Origin of the sequence: Rhodococcus sp. NBC_00294 (assembly GCF_036163995.1) — a bacterium.
Taxonomy (GTDB): domain Bacteria; phylum Actinomycetota; class Actinomycetes; order Mycobacteriales; family Mycobacteriaceae; genus Rhodococcoides.
The window spans coordinates 1,076,997-1,100,135 of sequence record NZ_CP108043.1 but is presented as its reverse complement, the minus strand read 5'-3'; the positions used below and the strand labels follow the sequence as shown (position 1 = coordinate 1,100,135).

Below are 23,139 nucleotides of genomic sequence, written 5' to 3'. Positions count from 1 at the left end.
CTGCACACGTCCGTCAGGACAGGAATCGCGCGATCGCGTCGTCCCACTCCCGGTCCCGACGACGGTCGTAGACGCGGGCGAAGACGCTGCGCACGATCACGAGCACGATCGCCACGAGCGCGAGAAGTGCTGCCGCGCCGAAGATGCTGACCACCACGACGTCGACCCCGGTGGGCGGGGGTGCGATGCGACGACCGTCCGCGTCGACGGTGATGGTCACCTCGGTACCCGACGGACTCTGCGCCGCAACAGGAACCGACCCGACGTGCTTCACGCCGTCGGAGGACCAGGTCGCGGGAGCCAACACGGTGGGAGTGACCGCCGCGAATTCGTCCGACGCCACCGGCGCCACGGCGTCCGCGGTGGTCGTGGCGAGCACCGACGAGGACGACGTCACGGCGTCGGCCGCCATGGTCTGCTGATCGTGGTAGAGGCTGACGCCCATCACGGCGACGAACGGGACGGCGAGCAGGAACAGCGTCACGAGAAGACGGTGCAGTCGAGCCTCCGCGCGGTCGACGCCTCGAACGAGCGGGTTGCGCGGTGTGCGCGCCACGGGCCGCCGAGTGTCGTCGGTCCCGCGCTCCGCCCTCTTGGAATTGTCCGCCATCGTCTCGTGTCCTGCCTGCGTCACGGACCCCGTGCGCCGTGACGGCGGCGGGTGTCCTGCGTGTCCGACCTTCTGTCCAGCGTCCGCGCAGCGTGTGACCTCGGCAAGGTCGTTCGCGTCACGTCACATGTGTTCTCGCTTACCCGAGGTGCTTTACTGTTACCAGTTGTCATACTAAGATTTGTGTGAACGAAGCCACACCGGAAGGACCCGACATGACCGCCGATGCCGACAATCTCGTGCTGCAGGCGCGCGACGTGCACTTCGACTGGGACGACCTGCCGATGCACTGGATCCCGGGTGAGCCGTTCTCCACACACGCGCTCAACGTGCTGCACCTGCTCCTCCCCGCCGGGGAGGAATGGTTCGTCGAGACGTTCCGCCAGGCGCTCCCGTTCATCGAGGACGAGAAGCTCCGCGAGGACGTCATCGGGTTCATCGGCCAGGAGGCCATGCACTCGTCGGCGCACTCCGGCGTCCTCGAGCACCTGCAGCGCAGCGGACTCGATCCGACGCCGTTCACCGACCAGATGAACTGGGTCTTCGGCAAGGTCATCGGCCCTCGTCCCATCACCAGCAGCCGCGAGAAGAACTACCTCGTCGAGCGCCTGGCGATCATCGCGGCCATCGAGCACATCACCGCGTTTCTCGGCGACTGGGTGCTGAACGCCGAGGGGCTCGACCGCGCCAACATCCACCCGACCATGCTCGACCTGCTGCGATGGCACGGGTCCGAGGAGGTCGAGCACCGCTCTGTCGCCTACGAGACGATGCGCTACTTCGATCGCCGCGAGGTCCGACGCCTTCGCACCCAGGCACTCGCGGCACCGCTGCTGGTCTACCTGTGGATCCGCGGAACCCGCTTCCTCATGCAGAACGATCCGCTTCTCGCCGACGGACCGGCGTCCCGGCGCCGTCCCACGCCACTCGCCTGGCGCCGCGCGGCGAAGAAGGGCACCGTGCCGGGGCCTGTCGATCTCGGCCTGCGGCTCTCGCGCTACTTCCGTCGCAGCTACCACCCCAGTCAGGAGGGCTCGACGGCGCAGGCCGTCGCCTATCTGGCCTCCTCGCCCGCGGCGCGGGCAGCGTCGCGATGATCGACGCACCACGCGACCTCCGCGGACGACCTCGGGGCGACCGGGCCCTCGGCCTGATCGGCCTGGTCGTCGGCAACTACCTCGGTGCGATGTCGCGTGTCCCCTACGACCCTCGGGTGGCCCTGCGTCCCCCGGACACCGCGGCCACACTGACGGTCGCGAGTGTCACGCCGGTGACCAGCGACGGCGATGTCGCGCAGATCGATCTCGTCGATGCGGGCGGATCGTCACTGCCGGGCTGGCAGCCGGGCTGCCACATCGACGTGCACCTGGAGGGCGACGCGACGTCGGGACCGCTCCGGCGGCAGTACTCGCTGTGCGGCGACCCCGCCGACACGACGCGGTACCGCATCGCCGTCCGACGCATCGGCACCGTCTCGGAGCGGATGCACGCCCTGCGCCCCGGCGACACGGTGACGGTGCGCGGTCCCCGCAACGCCTTCCTGTTCGCGCAGGAACGCTCGGTGCACTTCGTCGCCGGCGGCATCGGCATCACCCCGATCCTGCCGATGGTCCGCGCCGCTCGCGATCTCGGCCTGGACTGGACCTTCGTCTACTGCGGACGCTCCCGCGAGAGCATGCCCTTTCTCGACGAGATCGAGAGCTGGGATTCGCCGCGTGTCGCCGTCCGCACCGACGTCGAGGACGGACTGCCCACTGCCACGGACCTTCTGAGTCCGGCCGCCCGTGGCGGCGCGGTGTACTGCTGCGGACCGACGCCGATGCTGAACACCGTGCGCACGTCGTTCGCGGGCTGCGGCGCGTCTGCTCTGCACTTCGAACGTTTCGGGGCCCCACCCGTGGTGGGCGGTCGGCCGTTCACGGTCACTCTCGCGAGAAGCGGGCGCACGCTGACAGTTCCCGCCGACAGGTCTGCACTGTCCGTCATCGTGGACGAGGACCCGACAGTCGCGTACTCCTGTCGCCAAGGCTTCTGCGGCACCTGCAAGGTGCGTGTTCTCGCGGGGACGCCCGAGCACCGCGAGACTCGACTGAGTCCCACCGAGCAGCAGGAACACATGCTGCCGTGCGTGTCTCGGGCAGACTCCGACCACCTCACGCTCGACGTCTGATGTCCCCCGCACACTCCACGTCCACCGATTCCGGAGCGTCCATGACCGTCACCCGCCCGTTCGAGTCCGAGCGTTCCACCGTGCGGAACGGTGACGTCGAGCTCGCCGTGTACACCGCCGGCGTGTCCGAGGGCCCCACTCTCGTGCTGGTGCACGGGTGGCCGGACAATCACGCCCTCTGGAACCACGTCGTCGGACTGCTCGCCGACCGCTACCGCGTCGTCACCTACGACTCACGCGGCGCCGGTGACTCCACGGTCCCCGCACGGACCCGCGGGTACCGACTCGACGCGATGGCCTCCGATCTGCGAGCGGTGATCGACGCGGTCAGTCCCGACGCCCCGGTCCACGTGCTCGGTCACGACTGGGGCGCGGTGGAGGCCTGGGAGCTCGTCGCCGAAGCCGATGCGCCGCTCCGCATCTCGTCCTACACGTCCGTGTCGGGACCCAACCTCGACCACCTCGCACTGTGGGCCCGCTCGCGGCTCCGTAGGCCCACACCGCGCAACCTGGCACAGGTGTTCGCCCAGACGCGAGCGTCCTGGTACACGGTCACCTTCCACGTCCCGCCGTTGGCTCGGGTGCGGATGTACCGCATGAAGCGCAAGGGCTGGACCCAGTTCATCGGCGAGTTCTCCGACGTCCCCGCCGCGATGGTGGAGGAGTCACCGACACTTCTCGACGACGCGTGGAACGGCCTGCGCATCTATCGAGCAAATCTTCTGCCGCGCTTCACCTCTCCGCGGCGTCGCTACGTCACCGTGCCCGTGCATCTGATCGTCAACACCCGTGACGCCGCGGTGCGTCCGTTCCACTACGAGGACACGCCGCGCTGGGTGGCCGACCTGTCGCGAACCGATCTCGATGCAGGACACTGGTCGCCGCTGTCGCATCCGTGGGACATCGCGCGCATCACGTCCGAGTTCGTCGACGGCATCGAGTCGCGGCGTCAGACCGCGTCGACGTAGACCCAGGCTCCATCGCAGCGGGAGAACGTGCTGTTCTCCCGCTGCGAACCCGGTCGCCGGGCACCCGCGTCACGGAAGTGAGCCACGAACTCGACCGTGCCCGTGGTGTGCAGCATGCCGCCTCCGGTGGTGCCCAGGATCTCGAGCCCGGTCCACCGGCGGCGGTCGTCGAGGTCGAGCGCCGACGGTCGAGTATCGGGATGCCATGTGCGCAGCAGATACTCGGCGTCGAGCACCGTGAAGGCGGTGTACCGCGAGCGCATGAGCCGCTCGGCGGTCGGCGCACCGATCCGTCCCTCGAGCAAGGATCCACAGCACTCGGACATCGGTAGGGGAGTGCCGCACGGGCAGGTGTCGGGCATGGCTGTAGACCCTACGGCCCTCGCAGCGAGTCGAGATGTGCCGCCAGCTCCGCCTCGGCCCACGCGCGGTTCTCGTCGTGTGGCGCGTGGACCAGGTGCAGCGCGAGTCCGTCCAGGAATGCATGAAGTCGACGCGCCTCGTCGGGTACCCGGTCGGACAGTGACGCGTAGTCGGTGTCGTTCTCGGCGAGTAGGTTCACCAGTCGCCTGCACCCCGCGGCCAGGTACTGGTGCGCCCGGTCGTAGGCGACGCGCATCGCGGCGTTCGTGAAGGCGAGAGCGCCCAGCGACATCTGCACCTCCATCTCGAGGCGACTCTCGTCGGTGAGCGGCAACAACTCTCGCAGGCTCGCCTCGCTGTACTCGCGGGGTGACAGCTGCGGGTCGATGCGCTCCAGGCGTTCGACGACGCGTTCGGCTGCGTGTTCGAGGCAGAACGCTCGCAGGTCGTCCTGAGTGGGAAAGGAGCGACGGAGGGAGGCCGTCGCCAGCCCGGCCTCCTCGGCCACGTTGCGCACCGACAGATCGAGCAGGCCGTCTCGACCGATGATGCGCCAGGCGGCGTCGGCGACGTCGCGTCGCCGCTGGTCGTGATCGATCAGTTTCGGCACTCCCTAAATGTACACAGTTGTGCTACTTTGTTGTGAACACGATCGTACCAACAAGGAGCGCTCATGGTTCTGGCAGTCATCGTCGCGTGCGAGATCGGATTCTGGGTGGCCATCGCCGCCGGCCTCACGCTCCGGTACGGCGCACGGCGACCTCGTGCCGGTGCCGTGGTTCTGGCCTGCGCCCCGGTCGTCGATCTCGTCCTGCTCTGCGCCACCGTCATCGACCTGCGGTCGGGCAGTACCGCCACGTGGCATCACGCGCTGGCCGCTGCCTACATCGGCTTCTCGATCGCGTACGGACACCGCATGATTCGCTGGGCAGACGTGCGAGTGGCCCACCACTTCCGCGGCGGGCCCGCGCCGGTTCGTCTCCACGGCGCTGCCTATGCGAGAGCGTGCTGGGCGGACGTGGTCAGAACCCTGATCGCCGTGGCCGTCACCGTCGGGCTGCTCGCCGGCCTCGTCGCGCTGGTCGGGTCTCCCGAGCGAACCGAGGCGCTGACGGCCTTCATGCCCGTGCCCCTCGTCGTGCTCGCCGTCGACGTCGTCGCCGCGATCACCTACACGGTGTGGCCACGACAGCCTCGACGGCGGGACATGGACGGTCGAGTCAGTTCGGCAGCATCCCGAGTCTCGTGACAGCCTCGCGCTCGGCCTGCAGTTCCGCGACGGATGCGCCGATACGGCGCCGGGAGAACTCGCCGATCTCGAGTCCCTCCACGATCTGCCAGGCGCCGCCGGAGGACCGCACGGGGAACGAGGACACCAGTCCCTCGGGCACGCCGTACGCACCCGTCGACGGGAGTGCGACGGATGTCCAGTCGTCGGCGGGAGTGCCCAGGACCCAGTCGCGCACATGATCGATGGTGGCGTTCGCCGCGGAGGCAGCGGACGACGCACCGCGCGCCTCGATGATCGCGGTACCGCGGCGCGCCACCGTCGGCACGAAGACGTCCTCGAGCCAGGTGGTGTCCGCGGCGAACTCGGCGCCCGACCGGTCACCGACCCGCGCGTGGAAGATGTCCGGGTACTGCGTGGCGGAATGGTTGCCCCAGATGCTGACCCGCGAGATCTCACCCACCGGGACGTCCGCACGAGCGGACAGTTGCGCGACGGCGCGGTTGTGATCGAGCCGGGTCAGCGCGGTGAACCGATCGGCGGGGATGCTGGGTGCGTGCGCCGCGGCGATGGCCGCGTTGGTGTTGGCGGGATTGCCCACGACGACCACCCGGATGTCGGACGCGGCGCCCGCCTCGAGAGCGGCGCCCTGCGGCCCGAAGATCGACCCGTTGGCCTCGAGCAGGTCGGCGCGCTCCATCCCCGCGGTACGAGGGCGAGCGCCGATCAGCAGCGCGACGTTCGCGCCGTCGAAGGCGTCGACCGGATCGTCGTGGATCTCCACCGACCGCAGCAGGGGGAACGCACTGTCGTGCAGTTCCATGGCCGTGCCCTCGGCTGCGCGCAGTGCCGGCGGGATCTCGAGAAGCCGCAATGTGACGGACGTGTCCGGACCGAGCATCGCACCCGATGCGATGCGGAACAGTGCCGCGTAGCCGATGCTGCCGGCCGCGCCTGTGACGGTGACGATGCTGTGCGCCATGTGAACTCCTTCGTTCCCCTCGACCGTAGATCCGGCAGTCGACCGAGTGCACGGATGTGTGTCGGACTGCACCCGATCACCGTTCCATCGGGCTCTCTCTCGCTCTCTAGCGCTGAGACTAGAACCGCGAATATCGTCCTGTGCACGTCCGATTTGCCTGACCACCATTCCTCGTTCACAGTGACGCCATGACCCTGTCGGACAGTTGGGCCAGCAAACAGGCCACAGTGACGCGCGTGGGGGCGGCCGAGGCCGTCCTGCGCGAGCTGCGTTCGGCGATCGAGAGCGGCGAACTCGAGGTCGGCACCAAGCTCCCGTCCGAGGCCGCTCTCGCGACGCGCTTCGGCGTGAGCCGGTCGGTGGTTCGCGAGGCACTGCGCTCGACCACGGCTCTCGGACTGACGGAGACGCACACCGGCAAGGGAACGTTCGTCCTGGCGAAGACCGTCGAGACCGACAGAGTCTTCGGCAACCATTCCGTCGATTCCCTGCGCGAGGCCCGCCCGCACATCGAGATTCCTGCCGCCGCACTCGCTGCCGAACGGCGGACGCCGGAGCAGATGGACGCGATCCGCAGCCTGTTGAATCGGATGATCGCCGAGAACGATCCCAAGGAGTGGGTCCGTCTCGACGCGGAGTTCCATCTGCTCATCGCGACCGCGAGCGGCAACGACGTCTTCGCCGCCGTCATCACCGAGATCCGCGAGGCCCTGTCGCAGCAGTCCGAGATGGTGAACCTGCTGCCCGACCGTCGGCACCGGTCCAACGTCGAGCACGAGAGCATCGTCGACGCCATCGACTCGGGGTCCGGCGAGGCCGCGTCCGAGGCGATGAGCCGACACCTGACGCACGTGCAGGACGCACTCGGCCAGCTTCGCGGCCGATGACTCCCGTGGTCCGGACCCACCCTCGGCATCACTTAGAATGAGCAGGTCACAGCGCCGCACAGGCTCGCCCACCAGCACGTCGGGAAGGTCCACCATCACACAACCGCCAGCCCTGCAGAACGTCGAGACGCCCGATGTCTACCTCGTCCCGCCCGACAGCGGCGAGATCGAACGGGCGCGCGTCGCGTCCGCGGCGTCCCGACATCGGTTGACCGAGCGCTCCGACATCGTGTGGGTCAAGGACAAGTTCGCACTGTCCATCACCACCACGACGCCCCACGAGGCGATGGTGGAGGACCTCCTGTTCGTCCGCGATGTGCTGGACGCGACCGCGATCGAGTACCTGCTCGTCCGCGGCAACGACGAGCGGCCCGTCATCGCCATCGACAGGCACGACAGGCCGACGTTGCGCGACGCCCTGGTCGCGGCCTGCGCGGACGAGCCGTTCTACTCCAAGCCGATGGACGTCAAGGGATCCCCGGCCCTGCTCATCGCGGACGGGCTCCTGGCGTCGGCCACGCAGGCGCGGATCTTCCGGTTGTTCCGCCCTCGTGCGCACCGCCCGAGCGGGCTCTTCTACGGATCCGGCAAGGGCATCCAGATCGAACTGTGGGAGTTCTCGGACGACACGATCGTTCTCCCCGTCGAGAACTCGCTGACCCGACGCACCATCCGTCAGGACGAGGCGGTTCGTGGCACGGTCGAGCGCTTCGGCCGACACTGGCCGACCATCGAGAACATGTTCGCCGACCACGCGTCGGACATCGACTTCGACATCGACCTGATCTTCTCCTGGGTCGACGGCACCGACGTGGAGTGGCAGGCGGAACGCGCGGCGATGCTGCGTGAGGTCGTCGTGGGCGAGGGCGACGATCACGAGGCCCGCTTCCGCCAGATCGACGAACTCAAGTACGCCCTGCGCTCGGTACACCTGTACGCGCCGTGGATCCGGCGCATCTTCGTCGTCACCGACTCACCGAAGCCGGGGTGGCTCGACGACCATCCCGACGTCACGTTCGTGCGCAGCGAGGAGTTCTTCACCGACACCTCCGTGCTGCCCACCTACAACTCGCAGGCCGTGGAATGCCAGCTCCACCACATCGACGGTCTCGCCGAGCACTTCCTGTACTCGAACGACGACATGTTCTTCGGCCGCCCGGTCGGTCCCCAGATGTTCTTCTCACCCGGCGGCATCAGCATGTTCGTCGAGGCGGGAACCCGGATCGGACTGGGCGCCAACGACGAGCAGCGCAGCGGATTCGAGAACGCCGCGCGGGTCAACCGTCGCCTGCTCCACGACCGATTCGGTCGCATCACCACGCGCCACCTCGAGCACGCTCCCGTGCCGCTCCGGCGCAGTGTGATGTTCGAGCTCGAGAAGGAGTTCCCCGACGAGTTCGCGGCCACGGCCGCCAGTCGATTCCGCGCGAGCTCCAACATCTCGGTGACCAACTCGCTGTACCACTACTACGCCCTGCTCACCGGCCGCGCCGTGGTGCAGACGCAGGCCTCGGTCAAGTACGTCGACACGACGATGCGCAGTGGACTGCGGGACATGGACCGCCTGCTCGCGAAGCGGTCGATGGACTTCTTCTGCCTCAACGACGGCAGCTTCCCCGAGATCGACGCCGACGAGCGCGCAGCGGCGGTGACGACGTTCCTGAGCACCTACTTCCCGGTGCCGGCGCCCTGGGAACACGCCGTCACACCGGTCGGCTGATCGCCACAGCTACGACTGCCGGCTGATCGCCACAGCTACGACTGCCGGCTGATCGCCTTCTGGGGAGCGTCGGCGATGACGACGCCGGCATCGTGCAGGCGCTGGGCGGCCTCGTCGGCCGACACGTAGGTGCCGACGGTGTCGCCCGTCCCGATGGGCACCACCGAGTGGACCACCGTGTCCTGGTACAGATGCACCAGGTTGTAGGCCTGCGCCCCGTCGCGCCCGCGTTGCGCACCCACCGGGACGTTGAGGTCCTGGGTGTAGCAGGTGGCCGACGCCACCGACACCGGGATTCCGGCGAAGGTCGCGGACGTGGAGTAGTGCAGGTGGCCCGCGAGGATCGCCCGCACGTCGCTGCCAGCGAGCACCTCCGCGAGCGAGTCCTGGTCGCGGAGTTCCACCAACACCGCGAGATCTTGCACGCAGGGAACCGGCGGATGGTGCAGCGCGAGCACTGTGCCGTCCGGCGCCGGCATCGCCAGTTCTGCTGCGAGCCACCGCAACTGTTCCGCGGAGATCTGGCCGTAGTGGTGGCCGGGGACGGTCGAGTCCAACGTGATGACTCGCAGCCCACCGATGTCGTAGACCCTGTCCACGGGCTCGGTCGATCCGCGCTCGTCGAGCAGGCCGCGACGGAACGCCGCTCGGTCGTCGTGGTTGCCCATCGCCCAGATCACCTCGGACCCCAGGGCTGCGGCGACCGGATCGACCAGCGCGCGCAACGAGTCGTACGCGTCGGGCTCGCCCTTGTCCGCGAGATCACCCGTGAACACCAGAGCCTCCGGCCGGGCACCCGTCGCCTCGAGCTCCGCGAAGATCTGGCGAAGACGCGCCTCGCTGTCGACCGCGTCGTACAACTCGCCGGCGCCGACCAGGTGCGTGTCACTGATGTGCAGGAGGAAATGGTCCGGCCGTGGATGCTCGGCGGTGCGCCAGGTCTGCTCGACTGGCTCCATGAGTTCTCGCTTCCCAGTGCTCCCGGATCGGAGCTCGGTCACCCTGTGTGTACCGGGCTCGTCCACCCTAACCACAGGAGGTGTCGAGCCGCCGAACGCCGGGCGACACGGGGTTGACGGCATACCGTAGGGGGGTATGGTAGTTCTCATGACCACGAAGACTGTCACCGTCGTCGGAATGACCTGCCAGCACTGCGTCGCAGCCGTGACGGAGGAGGTGAGCGCCCTGCAGGGAGTCACCTCGGTCCGCGTCGACCTCGAGTCCGGACGCGTCGATGTCGAGTCCGACACACCCGTCGACGACGCTGCCCTCACGGCCGCGGTGGACGAGGCCGGGTACGAGCTGGCTCAGCCGTGACCACCGGGGAGAAGGCCGCGAACATCCAGCTCGACATCGGCGGCATGACCTGTGCGTCGTGCGCCAACCGCATCGAGAAGAAGCTCAACCGCCTCGACGGTGTGACCGCGACGGTCAACTACGCCACCGAGAAGGCGAGCATCGCCACGGACGCGACCGTCGAGACCGGGGACCTCATCGGCACCGTCGAGAAGGCCGGTTACACCGCGACCGTGCACGAACCCCACCGACCGGCCGGCCCTCCCGCAGCCGAGTCCGATGCCGCCGCAGCCGAGTCCGATCCCCTGCGCACGCGTCTGCTCGTGTCGACGCTGCTGTCCGTTCCCGTCATCGCGATGGCGATGATTCCGCCGCTGCAGTTCGACAACTGGCAGTGGCTCTCGCTCACCCTCGCCGCGCCCGTCGTCGTGTGGGGCGGACTGCCGTTCCACCGCGCCGCCTTCACCACTGCGCGGCACGGCGCGACCACCATGGACACGCTCGTGTCGGTGGGCACGCTGGCCGCCTTCGGCTGGTCGCTGTACGCGCTCTTCTTCGGCCACGCGAGCATGCCCGGCATGCGCCACGCCTTCGAGTTCACCGTCTCGCGTGGCGACGGCAGCGCGAACATCTATCTCGAGGCGGCGGCCGGCGTCACGACGTTCCTGCTCGCCGGTCGGTATCTGGAAGCGCGGTCCAAGCGCAGCGCCGGCGCCGCCCTGCGTGCGTTGCTCGAGGTCGGCTCCAGGAACGCGACCGTGCTGCGCAACGGCAGTGAGGTCAGCGTGCCCGCCGACGAGCTCGTGGTCGGAGACCGCATCGTCGTCCGGCCGGGCGAGAAGATCGCCGCCGACGGCACCGTCGAGAGCGGCACGTCCGCCGTCGACGCCTCGATGATCTCCGGTGAGTCCATCCCCGTGGAGGTCGGTCCGGGCGCCACGGTCACGGGCGGGACCGTCAACGTGGGTGGCGCGCTCACCGTCGTCGCCGACCGCGTGGGCGCGGACACGCAGCTCGCGCGCATGGCCCGCATCGTGGAGGACGCGCAGAACGGCAAGGCCGAGGCGCAGCGCCTGGCCGACCGCATCTCGGGCGTCTTCGTCCCCGTCGTGATCGGTCTCGCCCTGGCCACCCTGCTGGGCTGGGTCCTCGTCAGCGGCAGCTGGTCCGCCGCGTTCACCGCATCCGTCGCGGTCCTCATCATCGCGTGCCCGTGCGCGCTGGGCCTGGCCACTCCGACAGCCCTGATGGTGGGCACCGGACGCGGCGCCCAACTCGGCGTCCTCATCAAGGGACCCGAGGTGCTCGAGCGCACCCGCCGCGTGAACACCATCGTGCTGGACAAGACGGGCACCATCACCAGTGGTGTCATGAGCGTGCAGTCCGTCGTGGGAGACGCTCGCGACGACGCGCTGCGGTTCGCCGCGGCGGCGGAGTCCGGTTCCGAGCACCCGGTCGCCCGCGCGATCGTCGACGCGTACCGGACCGCGCACGGAGAGCCCGTCGCCGCCACCGACTTCACCACCACGGCGGGACGCGGTGTCACCGCGACGGTCGACGGCCACCGCGTGGTCGTCGGACGCCCCGGCCTGGTGGGCGGCGCACTGCCCAGTGCTCTGCAGACGGCCTTCGAGGACGCCGAGGCCACCGGGGCCACCGCGGTGGTCGTCGGGTGGGACGACGAGGCCCGCGCCGTCATCGCGGTCTCCGATACCGTGAAGGAGACGTCCGCGCAGGCGGTCTCGGAGCTCCGCGCACTGGGTCTCGACCCGATCATGCTCACCGGTGACAACGAGTCCGCAGCCCGCACGGTGGCCGCCTCGGTCGGTATCGACACCGTCATCGCCGGTGTGCTGCCGGAGCAGAAGGTGGACGCGATCCGCGAGCTGCAGGCGTCGGGCAAGGTCGTCGCCATGGTCGGTGACGGCGTCAACGATGCTGCTGCACTGGCGACGTCGGACCTCGGACTCTCGATGGGCACGGGCACCGACGTCGCGATCGAGGCCGGCGACCTCACGCTGGTGCGGGGAGATCTGCGCGTCGCGGTCGACGCGGTGCGCCTCTCGCGCGCGACCCTCCGCACCATCAAGGTCAATCTCTTCTGGGCCTTCGCCTACAACGTCGCGGCGATCCCGCTCGCGGCCGCCGGACTGCTCAACCCCATGCTGGCCGGTGCCGCGATGGCGCTGTCGTCGGTCTTCGTCGTCACCAACAGCCTGCGGCTCCGATCCTTCCGGTCCTCGGTGGTGTGACTCAGCCTGCGAGCAGGGCTCGGACTCGGCCGTCACGCAGCCAGAGTCCGAGCCACGCGGCGATGCCGACGTAGATCGCGAAGAACACCGTGCTGACGAGTGGCTGGTCGGTGCGCCAGTTCGTGATCACCGCTCCACCGAGGTAGCCGGTCAACAGGACGGCACCCAGCGGCGCGGTCCGCGGAATCACGTACAGGGTCACGATCACGAGGCAGACGACGCCGATCTTCGGGGCCATGTCGACGGGGAGTCCGAGTTCGGCGGACGCGTCCTTCACGACGTCCAGGTTCAGCAGATGGATCACGGCGTCGAACAGCATGAAGACGACCACCAGCGCGCTGACGATCCATCCTGCTCGAACGGCTCCGCGGGACGGTGCGGTGGTGGTGGCGCGGGTGAGGTGTGTGGTCATGTGACTGTCGACCGCGTACGCCACGGAAACTCATCACGAAGCCCCGAAATTTTCCTCGGCGAGTCGTCCCTGCGAGGACTATCCTCCTCGCATGACTGCGACGCAGGAGCTCGGCAACGACTTCATGACTCTCGCGGAACCGTACCGCCGCGAGCTCCTCGCGCACTGTTACCGCATGACCGGATCCATCCACGACGCGGAGGATCTGGTGCAGGACACCCTGGTCCGAGGGTGGAAGGGGTACGCGAACTTCAAGGGCGACTCGTCGCTGCGCACGTGGCTCTACCGCATCGCCACGAACACCTGCCTCACCTCGCTCGAGGGCCGCAAGCGCCGACCGATGCCGTCGGGGCTGGGTACGCCGTCGTCCGATCCGTCGGACGAGCTGGTCGAGCGCCACGAGATCGCGTGGCTCGAGCCGGCGCCGCCGTTCGGCGATCCGGTGGACGACGACCCGGCATCGCTGATCGGCTCGCGTGAATCGGTGCGGCTCGCGTTCGTGGCCGCGTTGCAGCATCTGTCCGCCCGGCAGCGAGCCGTCCTCGTACTCCGAGAGGTGTTGCAGTGGAAGGCGTCCGAGGTGGCCGAACTGCTCGGCACCTCCACTGCTGCAGTCAACAGCCTGCTGCAACGTGCGCGCGGCCAGATCGAGGCGATCATGCCCGACGAGAACTCCGTGTCCGAGCCGGAGTCACCGGAGACGCGAGAGTTGTTGCGACGCTACGTCGAGGGATTCGAGACGTACGACATCGACGGCATCGTGAAACTCTTCGCCGCAGAGGCGGTCTGGGAGATGCCGCCGTTCACCGGGTGGTACCGCGGCCCGGCCGACATCGGCGCCCTCATCTCGACGAAGTGCCCCGCGACCGGCCCCGAATCGATGCGGATGATGGCGACCACCGCCAACGGGCAGCCGGCCTTCGGCCTCTACATGCTCGGAGAGGACGGGGTACACCGTCCGTTCCAGCTGCACGTCCTCGAGATCATCGACGCCCGCGTCGCGCATGTGGCGTGCTTCTTCGATCTCACGCTGTTCGATCGGTTCGGACTGCCACCGGTGTACCCGGGCTGAGCCCGGGTCACCAGCCGCGGCTCACATGTCGGGAGGCGTGGCCTCGCCCGAGGCGACGGCCGGGTCCATCCAGGTCACTTCCCACACGTGACCGTCGAGGTCGCGGAACGACCGCCCGTACATGAAGCTGTGGTCCTGCGGATCCATCCAGTCACTGCCGCCCGCGGCGAGCGCCGCGTCGGCCATGGCGTCGACGGCCTCCTTGCTGTCGGCCGACACGGCCAGCAGCATCTCGCGCGAGGTGGAGAGGTCCGCGACGTCGTCGCGGATGAAATCTTTGAAGCGCGGGACGTTCAGCAGCATCACGACGGCCTGCTCGTTGACGATCAGGCACGCGGTGTTCTCATCGCTGAAGGTGTCGTTGAAAGAGAATCCCAGCGACGTGAAGAACGCGCGGCTCGCGGCGACGTCCTGGACGAAGGTGTTGACGAAGATCATGCCGGACATGGTGTCTCCTGGTGTGGTGTCGTCGGCCCCGGCGTCAGAGCCACTCACCACTACCGACACCGCCCGGGCGGAAAAGTCATCGCTCGGGCGGTGTCGGTCGTGCGGCGTCAGGCCGCGGTGGCGTGCAGATGCTGCTCGGCGAGCAGGCGGTAGGAGAGCAGTCGCTCGTCGGTGTCGTCGATACCGCTGGCGACGATGACCTCGTCCGCCCGGGCGTGCGCGGCGAAACGATCGATGTAGTCCGACGCCTCCGCCGGCGTTCCGACGGCCGAGTACTTCACCATTTCCTGAATCTGTCGGCCCGCGGGAGAGTCCATGATCATGTCGACCTCCTCCTCGGAGAAGGAACGGCCGCGTCCCACCATCTGCACCACCCGGCGCCGCAGACCGGCCGTGAACAGCTCGTGCGCGCGAGCGGACGTCGGTGCGACCGTCGCGTTGACGGCGGCGATGACGTAGGGCTCGGCGAGCTGTGCGGACGGCTCGAACGTGTCCCGATAGACGGCCACGGCCTCCTCGAGCGAGTCGGGAGAGAAGTGCGACGCGTTGGCATACGGAAGGCCGAGATGTGCTGCGAGCTGAGCACCGAAGAGCGAGGATCCCAAAATGTAGAGCGGCACATCGGTTCCCGCGCCCGGCACTGCCTGTACTCCCGGAACCCGACTCGAACCCGACAGGTAGCCCTGGAGTTCGAGAACGTCCTGCGGGAAGGAATCGGCCGACGACGGGTCACGGCGCAGCGCACGCATGGTGGTCTGATCGGATCCCGGCGCTCTGCCGAGACCGAGATCGATACGGTCCGGATGGAGTGTGGCCAGCGTTCCGAATTGCTCGGCAATGGTCAGCGGAGAATGGTTCGGCAACATCACTCCACCCGATCCGAGACGAATGGACGAGGTGTGCGCGGCCACGTGTGCGATGAGGACCGACGTCGCCGAGGACGCGATGGAGGGCATGTTGTGGTGCTCCGCGTACCAGACTCGCCGATATCCGCTCTCCTCCGCGAGGCGGGCCAACGCGACACTGGCATCGAAACTGCTTCGAGGAGTTTCACCCTCGCCGACCTGTGCGAGATCGAGTACGGACAGTGGTACGGCCACGTGCGTTCACCCTTTCGAGAAAAAGAAGACTTCTCAGGTGCGAACGCCCGCCCGGCGGAGAATATTTCCCGAGCCGCGTGACCTCGAACGACCGAACCGTGCGGTATCGAAGGACCGGCACGAGTACACGACATCGAACCGGAATTGGCGGTGACTCGCTAATCGGGCTTCGAGATGGATAAACTCTGGCGGAAGAACCGCGATGGTGGTCGGACCCACGAGTCGACGACGGCTCGATGAATCCATGTCCGGTTCGGTCGGGGAACTCATCATCGAAAGGAACCACAGCGTCATGGCGAAACAGGTCTTCGTGGAATTGGTCGACGATATCGACGGCGCACCCATCAAATCGGGTAAAGGGGAGACCATCGGTTTCTCGGTCGACGGTGTGGAGTACGAGATCGACCTCGGTGTGAAGAATGCCAAGGAGTTCCGCAAGCAACTCGATTACTGGGCCGAGCACGCCACGAAGGTGTCGTCACGTGGCAAGAAGGCCACGGCGAAGAAGGCGACCGGAACGGCGACGCAGGTCGGCTCGTCTCCGCGAGATCCTCTGCAGACCAGAGCCATTCGCGAGTGGGCGAATCAGAACGGGTACACGGTCTCGAGCCGCGGACGTATTCCGGCCGAGGTCGAAGAGGCGTACAACTCCGCCCAGTGACGTCAGGGCAGTAGTGATGTCATGACCGCAGTGCGCGCCGGCGCTGCAGCATCCACCGTCCGGCCGACCCTGCCGACAGAACCCCGATTCCGACCACCACCGCCGCCGCGGGCAGTGTGACCGCCAGCAGGACGCAGCCGCAGAGCCCGAGCATCTGCAGTGCCCGCGGCCACCGGCGATCGGAACCGGTCTGCGTGAATGCCGCGGCATTGGCCACGGCGTAATAGACGAGAACTCCGAACGACGAGAATCCGATCGCGTTCCGCACGTCGAGCGTGAGAACCACGACGACCACCACGGCGGCCACGGTGATCTCCGCGGCGCGCGGAACCGAGCGGCGCTCGTCGACGTGCGCGAGGTATCGCGGCATGTCCCCTTCCCGCGCCATCGCCATCGTGGTGCGGCCGATCCCCGCGATCAGTCCCAGCAGGGCTCCGAGAGCCGCGGCCGATGCCCCGACGCGCACCACCGGGCCCGCCCAGTGTGCCCCGACCGCGTCCATTGCCGCGGCCACCGGAGCCGTCGAGCGCGCGAGTGCGTCCGCCCCGAGAACGTGCAGCAGCATCACTGCGACGGCCGCGTAGATCACGACCGCGCACGCGAGGGCGCCGACCACGGCGCGCGGGATGGTGCGCGCCGGGTCCCGCACCTCCTCTCCGAGCGTCGCGATGCGCGCGTACCCAGCGAAGGCGAAGAACAGGATCCCCGCGGACTGCAGAACGCCCACCGGACCCGAGGTCGCCGAGAACCCGGCGCCCGTCACGGTGGACGAGCCGGTCGCACCGACGATCAGTGCCGCGACGAGCACGACGAGCACCACCGCCACGAGCACGCGCGTGACCGACGCGGTGCGGGTGATGCCCAGGCAGTTGACCGCCGCCAGCGCCACCACCGCGATCACGGCGAGCGCCCGTGCGTGCTCGGGCCACGCGTACGCGCCGAACGTCAGGGCCATGGCGGCACAACTCGCGGTCTTGCCGACCACGAAGCTCCAGCCCGCCAGGAAGCCCCACCGGTCACCGAGTCGCGCTCGCCCGTAGGCGTAGGCGCCGCCGGACGTGGGGTGCACCGCGGCGAGCTGGGCAGTCGACGTCGCGTTGCAGAACGCCACGACGGCGGCGACGGCGAGCCCGACCAGCAGCCCGCCACCCGCGGCCGCCGCGGCCGGGCCGAAGGCGGAGAACACCCCGGCGCCGACCATCGACCCCACGCCGATGACGACGGCGTCGCGCGTGGTCAGTCGTCGTTGCAGCGGCATCGACGAAGCATAGGGACCCCCGGTGAACGCCGAACGAAACCACCGCCACTTCGATGAATCATGATTAACCGAAATCGGGGAAACCGCAGACGGGCGGCCGTCCCATGGATTAGCGTCGCGGAGGTACCCGAGCCTCGAGGAGCGACTTTGTCACCGCAGACTTCCTACTCGTCCGGCCCGACCGACACGCCGCTGCTCGACGAGACGATCGGACGGAACTTCGATCGCACCGCCGCGCGGGTGGGCTCGTCGGACGCTCTCGTGGACGTCGCGTCCGGTCGCCGGTGGACGTACGACGAGTTGCGATCCGACGTCGACGATCTCGCCCGCGGCCTGCTCGCGCGCGGAATCCGTCGCGGGGATCGCGTGGGGATCTGGGCACCGAACTGCCCGGAGTGGACCATCGTCCAGTACGCCACCGCGAAGATCGGCGCGGTGCTGGTGACCATCAACCCTGCCTACCGTGCGCACGAGCTGCAGTACGTGCTCGACCAGTCCGGCGCCACCATGCTGGTGGCGGTCCGGGCGCACGGCACCTCGGACTACGCCTCGATGATCGACGCCGTGCGCGGCGAGTGCACCGATCTGGCCCACGTCGTGTACCTCGGCACCGACGACTGGAGCGACCTCGTCACCGACGGTGAGTCCGTCGATGTGGACGAACTCGACCGGCGCAGTGCCGAACTCGGTCCCGACGACGCCATCAACATCCAGTACACCTCCGGCACCACGGGATTCCCCAAGGGCGCGACGCTGAGCCACCGCAACATTCTGAACAACGGCTACTTCGTCGGCGAGCTCTGCCATTACACCGAGGCGGACAGTGTCTGCATTCCCGTGCCGTTCTATCACTGCTTCGGGATGGTGATGGGAAACCTCGCCTGCACCTCGCACGGTTCGACCATGGTGATCCCGGGGCCGTTGTTCGATCCGGCAGCGACACTGGCCGCGGTCTCCGCCGAGCGGTGCACCTCGCTCTACGGAGTTCCCACCATGTTCATCGCGGAACTGGCCGTTCCCGACCTGGCGGAGCACGATCTTCGGTCGCTGCGCACGGGCATCATGGCCGGATCACCCTGTCCCACCGAGGTGATGAAGCAGGTCATCGACGTCATGGGAATGGCGGAGGTCTCCATCTGTTACGGGATGACCGAGACGTCCCCGGTGTCACTGCAGACCCGCTCCGACGACACGATCGAGCAGCGCGTGTCCACGGTCGGACGAGTCGGACCGCATCTCGAGGTGAAGATCGTCGACCCCGTCACCGGGGAGACGGTTCCCCGCGGAGAGCCCGGTGAACTGTGCACACGGGGGTACTCCGTGATGCTCGGTTACTGGGACGACCCCGAGAAGACCGCCGAGGCACTCGATTCCGAGCACTGGATGCACACGGGCGACATCGGCACCATGGACGACGACGGCTACGTCGCCATCACCGGGCGCATCAAGGACATGGTGATCCGCGGCGGCGAGAACATCTACCCCCGTGAGATCGAGGAGTTCCTGTACTCCCACCCCGACATCCTGGACGCCCAGGTCATCGGTGTGCCCGACGACAAGTACGGCGAGGAACTGATGGCCTGCGTCCGTCTGCGTGAGGGCGCGGCGGCCATGACCGTCGACGATCTCCTGGCCTACTGCGACGGCCGCATCGCGCGATACAAGATCCCGCGCTACCTGCGCGTCATGGATGCCTTCCCCATGACCGTGACCGGCAAGATCCGCAAGATCGAACTACGCGAGGAAGCCACGCGCCTGCTGGATTGACGGAACGGCTGGGTCGATCGAACGGCTGGGGTGATCAGGCTGCGTGGAACAGCATGGTCTCGGCGGTGAGTCCGGGGCCGAACGCCATCGCGCATCCCGACCCGGTGTCACCCCGCTCGAGCATGTCCGCGAGCACGAACAGCACGGTGGCCGACGACATGTTGCCGTAGTTCTCGAGCACGCGGCGCGACGACGTCAGAGCGTCTGCGTCGAGGTGCAGCGCGCCCTCCACCGCGTCGAGGATCGAGCGACCACCGGGATGCACGGCCCACAGGTCGATCGACGACGTCTCCGCCCCCGAGAGCACCGTCTTCATCGTGGTCTCGTCCAACGCGCGTGACAACGAGCCCGGCACCTTGCCGGAGAGCACCATGTCGAACCCCATGCCGCCGATGCGCCAGGTGATGAGGTCGCGGGAGTCCTCGATCATGAGGGCCTGGAAGGAGTCCATGGCCAGACCGGTGGACTCGGCAGTGACCAGCACGGCCGCGGCGCCGTCGCCGAACACCAGGAACGACAGCATCGTCTCGAGATCGTCGGTCTGCTGCATGTGCAGCGAGCACAGTTCGACGCTGACCACGAGCACCTTCGCGGCGGGCTCGGAGCGCACGATGTGGTGGGCGAGCTTGAGACCGTTGATGCCGGCGAAGCAGCCCATGAAGCCGACCTGGGTGCGCTCTGCCGTGGTGGGCACGCCGCACTGCTTCATGATCTCGAAATCGATTCCCGGAGTGTAGAACCCGGTACATGTCAGGACGATGAGATGGGTGATGGCCCCTGCCGTTTCGCCGAGGCCGAGCCCGTCGACGGCACGAACGGCGAGTCCGGGAGCGGTGCGCTCGAACTCCTGCATCCGCGCCTGCGTGTCGACGGCGTTGGGATCGTCGCCGTAGAAACTGGCGATGGACGGGAACGCGGACCACCGGTGCGAGATCTGCGCGCGATCCGCCATGCGGCGGAACAGCAATTGCTTACGTCGCAGCGTGAACGTGCTGTCGGCGTAGGCGACGAAGTCGTCGTGGACGTCGTGCTCGGGAACGGCGGTCGAGATGGCATTGATGTATGCGATCGTCACAGGTGCCTCTCGTGAAGGTGGGGGCTCGACAGGTCGAGTTCCCCCTGACCACCGCAGTCAACCACCGAGCGGGTCCGCGCGTCGGACAGAATGACCGTCATGAGAATCGAGGACCGTTCCTGGGTGGAGAACGCTCTGCGCATCGTCGAGGCCGACGCGAACCGCAGCGCGGACACTCATCTGCATCCCTTCCCACTGCCGGCCGAGTGGGGCATCGATCTCTACCTCAAGGACGAGTCGGTCCACCCCACCGGATCGCTCAAGCATCGGCTCGCACGGTCGCTCTTCCTCTTCGGCCTGGCCAACGGGGACATCGGGCCCCGCACCACGCTCGTCGAGGCGTCGTCCGGGTCGACCGCCGTGTCGGAGGCGTACTTCGCCCGGCTCATCGGCCTCGAGTTCGTCGCGGTCATGCCGGCCACCACCAGCCCGACGAAGATCGCGCTGATCGAGCGCTACGGCGGCATCTGTCGCCTCGTCGAGCACTCGGGTGCCGTGTACGACGTCGCGGAGGAACTGGGTGCGCAGAAGGACTGGCTGTATCTCGACCAGTTCACCAATGCGTCGGTGGTCACCGACTGGCGCGGCAACAACAGCATCGCCGCCTCCATCTTCGATCAGATGGCCCTCGAACGGTTCCCCGTCCCCACCTGGGTGGTGGTCGGCGCCGGCACCGGTGGCACCAGCGCGACCATCGGCCGGTACTGCCGCTACCGGCGCGTGCCCACCCGGGTGTGCGTCGTCGACCCCGAGGGATCCGCGTTCTTCGAGGCGTGGCGCGACGACACCCGCGACGCCGTCGGCACCGGATCGCGCATCGAGGGAATCGGTCGGCCCCGCGTCGAGCCGTCGTTCGTCCCCGCCGTCATCGAGCACATGGTGCGGATCCCCGACGCCGCCTCGGTGGCGGCCGTCCGCATGCTCGACCAGGTGACGGGCCTGCACGCCGGTGGATCGACCGGGACCAACCTCGTCGGCGCGTTCCGGTTGGCAGCGGACATGAAGGCTCGCGGAGAGCAGGGGAGCATCGTCACGCTGCTGTGCGACGGCGGAGAGCGCTACGAGGGCACCTACTACGACGACGCCTGGGTGACGAGCCACGGCATGAACCTCGACGCACACCGCGCCAGCATCGACCACTTCCTCGCGACAGGCGTCTGGTCGGAGTCCGTGTGATGACCCTCTACTCGGAGCTGCCCGCCCGCCGGACCCGCCAGGTGGTCGCCGACGTGGTGGTCGCGGTGTGGACCGTGGTCTGGATCCGGGTGGGCCTGGCGCTGCACGACGCGGTGATGGCGTTGGCGGCGCCCGGACGCGAGATCGCCGACGCCGGAAGCGGACTGGAGAACAATCTCCGGTCCGCGGGCGAACGGGTGTCCTCCGTCCCACTCATCGGTGACGACGTCCGCACACCGTTCGACCGGGCCGGGGACGCCGGCGCCGCACTGCGCGGCGCAGGTGAGGCGCAGGTCGCGGCGGTCGAGGCGCTGGCGTCGTTCCTTGGTGTCACCGTCGCCCTGCTCCCCATCGTCGCGCTGCTGCTCCTGTGGCTCCCGCGGCGGATCCGCTTCGCCCGGCAGGCCACCGCCGCGGCGGCGCTTCTCCGGTCCGGCGCCGACCTCGACCTCTTCGCGCTGCGTGCTCTCGCACGGCGACCGCTGACGGAACTGACGCACATCCATCCCGATCCCGCCGGCGCCTGGCGCGCGGGCGACCCAGCCGTGGTCCGCTCGCTCGCGGCGCTCGAACTGGCGGCGGTAGGGATGCGCGCACCCGGTCCCGACCTTTCGTCGTCCGACGGCGCCACGGCCGTTTACGCTGAGTCCATGGCCGAGAAGACGACGACGAACGACTCCACCGACGAGCCCAAGGGCGGTCGTCCCGGACCCGCCGATCAGGGCGGCGCCGGCGGTATGGCGACGCGGGAGAACGCACCCGACGTCGCGGAGTCGGAAGCATCGAACGACGCCGACTAGGACTGCGCGCATGTCGACACGCCGACTCGTCGTCGCAGTGGCGGCTGCCGCCGCCGCGAGCACTCTGTCCGCCGCTCCCGCGGCCGCCGCGCCGGCACCCGGTGCGTATGTCGCGCTAGGAGATTCGTTCTCCGCCGGCAGCGGAATCGCACCGCAGACACCGTCCGGGATCTGCGGCCGGTCCGCGGTGAACTACCCCACGCTCGTCGCTCGCGAACTCGGCATCGACACGGTGCGCGACGTGACGTGCGGCGCCGCGGAGAGCGAGAACCTCGCGGGACCGCAGACCGGGCTCGGCGGCGGAGTCGCCGCACCGCAGTTCGACGCGCTCGGTCCGGACACCACGCTCGTCACCCTGGGAATCGGCGGCAACGACATCCAGTTGGTTCAGCTCGCGGCGGGCTGTTTCAGCGTGCTCCCGGCTCCTCTGACGCCATCGTGCTCCGATCGTCCGGACACCTACAGCGACCGTATCGACGCGTTCGCCGCGACGTACGACACGATCCTCGACGAGATCGCCCGCCGGGCGCCGGCCGCGCAGGTGGTGATGGTCGGGTATCCCACCGGCATCCGGCCCGGTGGCTGCCTCGACTCGCAGCCCGTGCGGCCCGCGGACGCGACCTACCTACAGGCCCGCATCGATCAGCTCAACTCGGTGATGAGTCGCGCCGCCGTCGCGCACGACGCCACGTTCGTCGACCTCGCGCCGACCACCCGTGACCACGACGTGTGCGCCGCCGACAGCTGGATGGTCGGCGCGGTGCCGACGTCTCCGGACGCGGTGGTGCCGCTGCACCCCACGGCGGCGAGTCACCAGAACACCGCGCGCGAGATCGTGGCCGCACTGCGCTGACGCACGGTGCACGACCGACTGCCTCGCTCGACCGCCGCCGTT

24 protein-coding genes are annotated in these 23,139 nt (G+C 68.4%); 14 read left to right on the top strand and 10 right to left on the bottom strand.

Annotation, left to right across the window (positions count from 1 at the left end; all coding sequences use genetic code 11):
• Window positions 1-13 precede the first annotated feature (13 nt).
• Window positions 14-610, bottom strand: a complete 597-nt coding sequence (locus OHB23_RS05205; RefSeq protein WP_027506067.1) for an Rv1733c family protein — start codon at window positions 608-610, stop codon at window positions 14-16.
• 215 nt (window positions 611-825) lie between these two features.
• Here OHB23_RS05205 and OHB23_RS05200 point away from each other — a divergent pair, with 215 nt between their 5' ends.
• From OHB23_RS05200 to OHB23_RS05190, 3 genes are read left to right on the top strand one after another with little or no spacing between them, the layout of a single operon-like run.
• Entirely contained in the window at window positions 826-1,707 is an 882-nt protein-coding gene (locus OHB23_RS05200) for a metal-dependent hydrolase (RefSeq protein ID WP_027506066.1), read from the top strand.
• Window positions 1,704-2,780: a PDR/VanB family oxidoreductase gene (locus tag OHB23_RS05195; protein ID WP_328811024.1), complete on the top strand. Its 1,077-nt coding sequence runs from the start codon at window positions 1,704-1,706 to the stop codon at window positions 2,778-2,780. Before OHB23_RS05200 ends, OHB23_RS05195 begins: the two co-directional genes overlap by 4 nt.
• Before the next feature lie 41 nt (window positions 2,781-2,821).
• Window positions 2,822-3,748 carry an alpha/beta fold hydrolase gene (locus OHB23_RS05190; protein WP_328811023.1) on the top strand — a complete coding sequence of 309 codons (927 nt, stop codon included), beginning with the start codon at window positions 2,822-2,824 and terminating at the stop codon, window positions 3,746-3,748.
• On the opposite strand, the gene OHB23_RS05185 is transcribed toward OHB23_RS05190, so the two are convergent.
• Window positions 3,730-4,110: a YchJ family protein gene (locus tag OHB23_RS05185; RefSeq protein ID WP_442973019.1), complete on the bottom strand. Its 381-nt coding sequence runs from the start codon at window positions 4,108-4,110 to the stop codon at window positions 3,730-3,732. The genes OHB23_RS05190 and OHB23_RS05185 overlap by 19 nt on opposite strands.
• Window positions 4,111-4,121: 11 nt before the next feature.
• Window positions 4,122-4,721: a TetR/AcrR family transcriptional regulator gene (locus OHB23_RS05180; RefSeq protein WP_328811022.1), complete on the bottom strand. Its 600-nt coding sequence runs from the start codon at window positions 4,719-4,721 to the stop codon at window positions 4,122-4,124.
• A 63-nt stretch (window positions 4,722-4,784) separates the two neighbouring features.
• Between OHB23_RS05180 and OHB23_RS05175 the strand changes: the two genes are divergently transcribed.
• On the top strand, window positions 4,785-5,360 hold the full coding sequence (locus tag OHB23_RS05175; RefSeq protein ID WP_027506061.1) for a hypothetical protein: 576 nt from the start codon (window positions 4,785-4,787) through the stop codon (window positions 5,358-5,360).
• On the opposite strand, the gene OHB23_RS05170 is transcribed toward OHB23_RS05175, so the two are convergent.
• Window positions 5,332-6,321 carry a malate dehydrogenase gene (locus OHB23_RS05170; RefSeq protein ID WP_328811021.1) on the bottom strand — a complete coding sequence of 330 codons (990 nt, stop codon included), beginning with the start codon at window positions 6,319-6,321 and terminating at the stop codon, window positions 5,332-5,334. The genes OHB23_RS05175 and OHB23_RS05170 overlap by 29 nt on opposite strands.
• A gap of 188 nt (window positions 6,322-6,509) precedes the next feature.
• Here OHB23_RS05170 and OHB23_RS05165 point away from each other — a divergent pair, with 188 nt between their 5' ends.
• Window positions 6,510-7,208, top strand: coding sequence for a FadR/GntR family transcriptional regulator (locus OHB23_RS05165; RefSeq protein ID WP_056441016.1), 699 nt, complete (start codon window positions 6,510-6,512; stop codon window positions 7,206-7,208).
• Between the two features lie 286 nt (window positions 7,209-7,494).
• A complete protein-coding gene (locus OHB23_RS05160) occupies window positions 7,495-8,928 on the top strand; it encodes a stealth family protein (RefSeq protein WP_373425307.1) in 1,434 nt (477 codons plus the stop codon).
• A gap of 35 nt (window positions 8,929-8,963) precedes the next feature.
• On the opposite strand, the gene OHB23_RS05155 is transcribed toward OHB23_RS05160, so the two are convergent.
• Complete coding sequence (locus OHB23_RS05155; protein WP_027506057.1) at window positions 8,964-9,887, bottom strand: phosphodiesterase; 924 nt, start codon at window positions 9,885-9,887, stop codon at window positions 8,964-8,966.
• A gap of 148 nt (window positions 9,888-10,035) precedes the next feature.
• Here OHB23_RS05155 and OHB23_RS05150 point away from each other — a divergent pair, with 148 nt between their 5' ends.
• Window positions 10,036-10,245 carry a heavy-metal-associated domain-containing protein gene (locus tag OHB23_RS05150; RefSeq protein ID WP_328811020.1) on the top strand — a complete coding sequence of 70 codons (210 nt, stop codon included), beginning with the start codon at window positions 10,036-10,038 and terminating at the stop codon, window positions 10,243-10,245.
• Window positions 10,242-12,476: a heavy metal translocating P-type ATPase gene (locus OHB23_RS05145; protein ID WP_328811019.1), complete on the top strand. Its 2,235-nt coding sequence runs from the start codon at window positions 10,242-10,244 to the stop codon at window positions 12,474-12,476. The genes OHB23_RS05150 and OHB23_RS05145 overlap by 4 nt, the downstream gene beginning before the upstream one ends.
• A 1-nt stretch (window position 12,477) precedes the next feature.
• On the opposite strand, the gene OHB23_RS05140 is transcribed toward OHB23_RS05145, so the two are convergent.
• A complete protein-coding gene (locus tag OHB23_RS05140) occupies window positions 12,478-12,888 on the bottom strand; it encodes a DoxX family protein (protein WP_027506054.1) in 411 nt (136 codons plus the stop codon).
• Between the two features lie 91 nt (window positions 12,889-12,979).
• Between OHB23_RS05140 and OHB23_RS05135 the strand changes: the two genes are divergently transcribed.
• Complete coding sequence (locus OHB23_RS05135; RefSeq protein WP_056441007.1) at window positions 12,980-13,960, top strand: sigma-70 family RNA polymerase sigma factor; 981 nt, start codon at window positions 12,980-12,982, stop codon at window positions 13,958-13,960.
• Between the two features lie 21 nt (window positions 13,961-13,981).
• On the opposite strand, the gene OHB23_RS05130 is transcribed toward OHB23_RS05135, so the two are convergent.
• Both OHB23_RS05130 and OHB23_RS05125 read right to left on the bottom strand, forming a co-directional pair.
• Entirely contained in the window at window positions 13,982-14,407 is a 426-nt protein-coding gene (locus OHB23_RS05130; RefSeq protein ID WP_222637892.1) for a VOC family protein, read from the bottom strand.
• Window positions 14,408-14,514: 107 nt separating this feature from the next.
• Entirely contained in the window at window positions 14,515-15,507 is a 993-nt protein-coding gene (locus OHB23_RS05125; protein ID WP_328811018.1) for an LLM class flavin-dependent oxidoreductase, read from the bottom strand.
• A gap of 292 nt (window positions 15,508-15,799) precedes the next feature.
• Here OHB23_RS05125 and OHB23_RS05120 point away from each other — a divergent pair, with 292 nt between their 5' ends.
• On the top strand, window positions 15,800-16,168 hold the full coding sequence (locus tag OHB23_RS05120; RefSeq protein WP_027506050.1) for a histone-like nucleoid-structuring protein Lsr2: 369 nt from the start codon (window positions 15,800-15,802) through the stop codon (window positions 16,166-16,168).
• Between the two features lie 19 nt (window positions 16,169-16,187).
• Here OHB23_RS05120 and OHB23_RS05115 read toward each other — a convergent pair whose 3' ends face one another.
• Window positions 16,188-17,426, bottom strand: coding sequence for an APC family permease (locus tag OHB23_RS05115; RefSeq protein WP_222637890.1), 1,239 nt, complete (start codon window positions 17,424-17,426; stop codon window positions 16,188-16,190).
• A gap of 147 nt (window positions 17,427-17,573) precedes the next feature.
• Here OHB23_RS05115 and OHB23_RS05110 point away from each other — a divergent pair, with 147 nt between their 5' ends.
• The gene (locus tag OHB23_RS05110; RefSeq protein ID WP_261782036.1) at window positions 17,574-19,193 is read left to right on the top strand and encodes an AMP-binding protein; all 1,620 of its coding nucleotides are present in this window, start codon (window positions 17,574-17,576) and stop codon (window positions 19,191-19,193) included.
• A 34-nt stretch (window positions 19,194-19,227) separates the two neighbouring features.
• Here OHB23_RS05110 and OHB23_RS05105 read toward each other — a convergent pair whose 3' ends face one another.
• Entirely contained in the window at window positions 19,228-20,268 is a 1,041-nt protein-coding gene (locus OHB23_RS05105; RefSeq protein ID WP_222637888.1) for a type III polyketide synthase, read from the bottom strand.
• A gap of 90 nt (window positions 20,269-20,358) precedes the next feature.
• Here OHB23_RS05105 and OHB23_RS05100 point away from each other — a divergent pair, with 90 nt between their 5' ends.
• Genes OHB23_RS05100 through OHB23_RS05090 form a run of 3 tightly spaced genes read left to right on the top strand, consistent with a single transcriptional unit; the run spans window position 20,359 to window position 23,097 of the window.
• Window positions 20,359-21,444, top strand: a complete 1,086-nt coding sequence (locus OHB23_RS05100; protein WP_328811017.1) for a PLP-dependent cysteine synthase family protein — start codon at window positions 20,359-20,361, stop codon at window positions 21,442-21,444.
• Window positions 21,441-22,244, top strand: coding sequence for a hypothetical protein (locus OHB23_RS05095; RefSeq protein WP_222650101.1), 804 nt, complete (start codon window positions 21,441-21,443; stop codon window positions 22,242-22,244). Before OHB23_RS05100 ends, OHB23_RS05095 begins: the two co-directional genes overlap by 4 nt.
• 10 nt (window positions 22,245-22,254) lie before the next feature.
• Window positions 22,255-23,097 carry an SGNH/GDSL hydrolase family protein gene (locus OHB23_RS05090; protein ID WP_328811016.1) on the top strand — a complete coding sequence of 281 codons (843 nt, stop codon included), beginning with the start codon at window positions 22,255-22,257 and terminating at the stop codon, window positions 23,095-23,097.
• The last annotated feature ends 42 nt before the right edge of the window (window positions 23,098-23,139 follow it).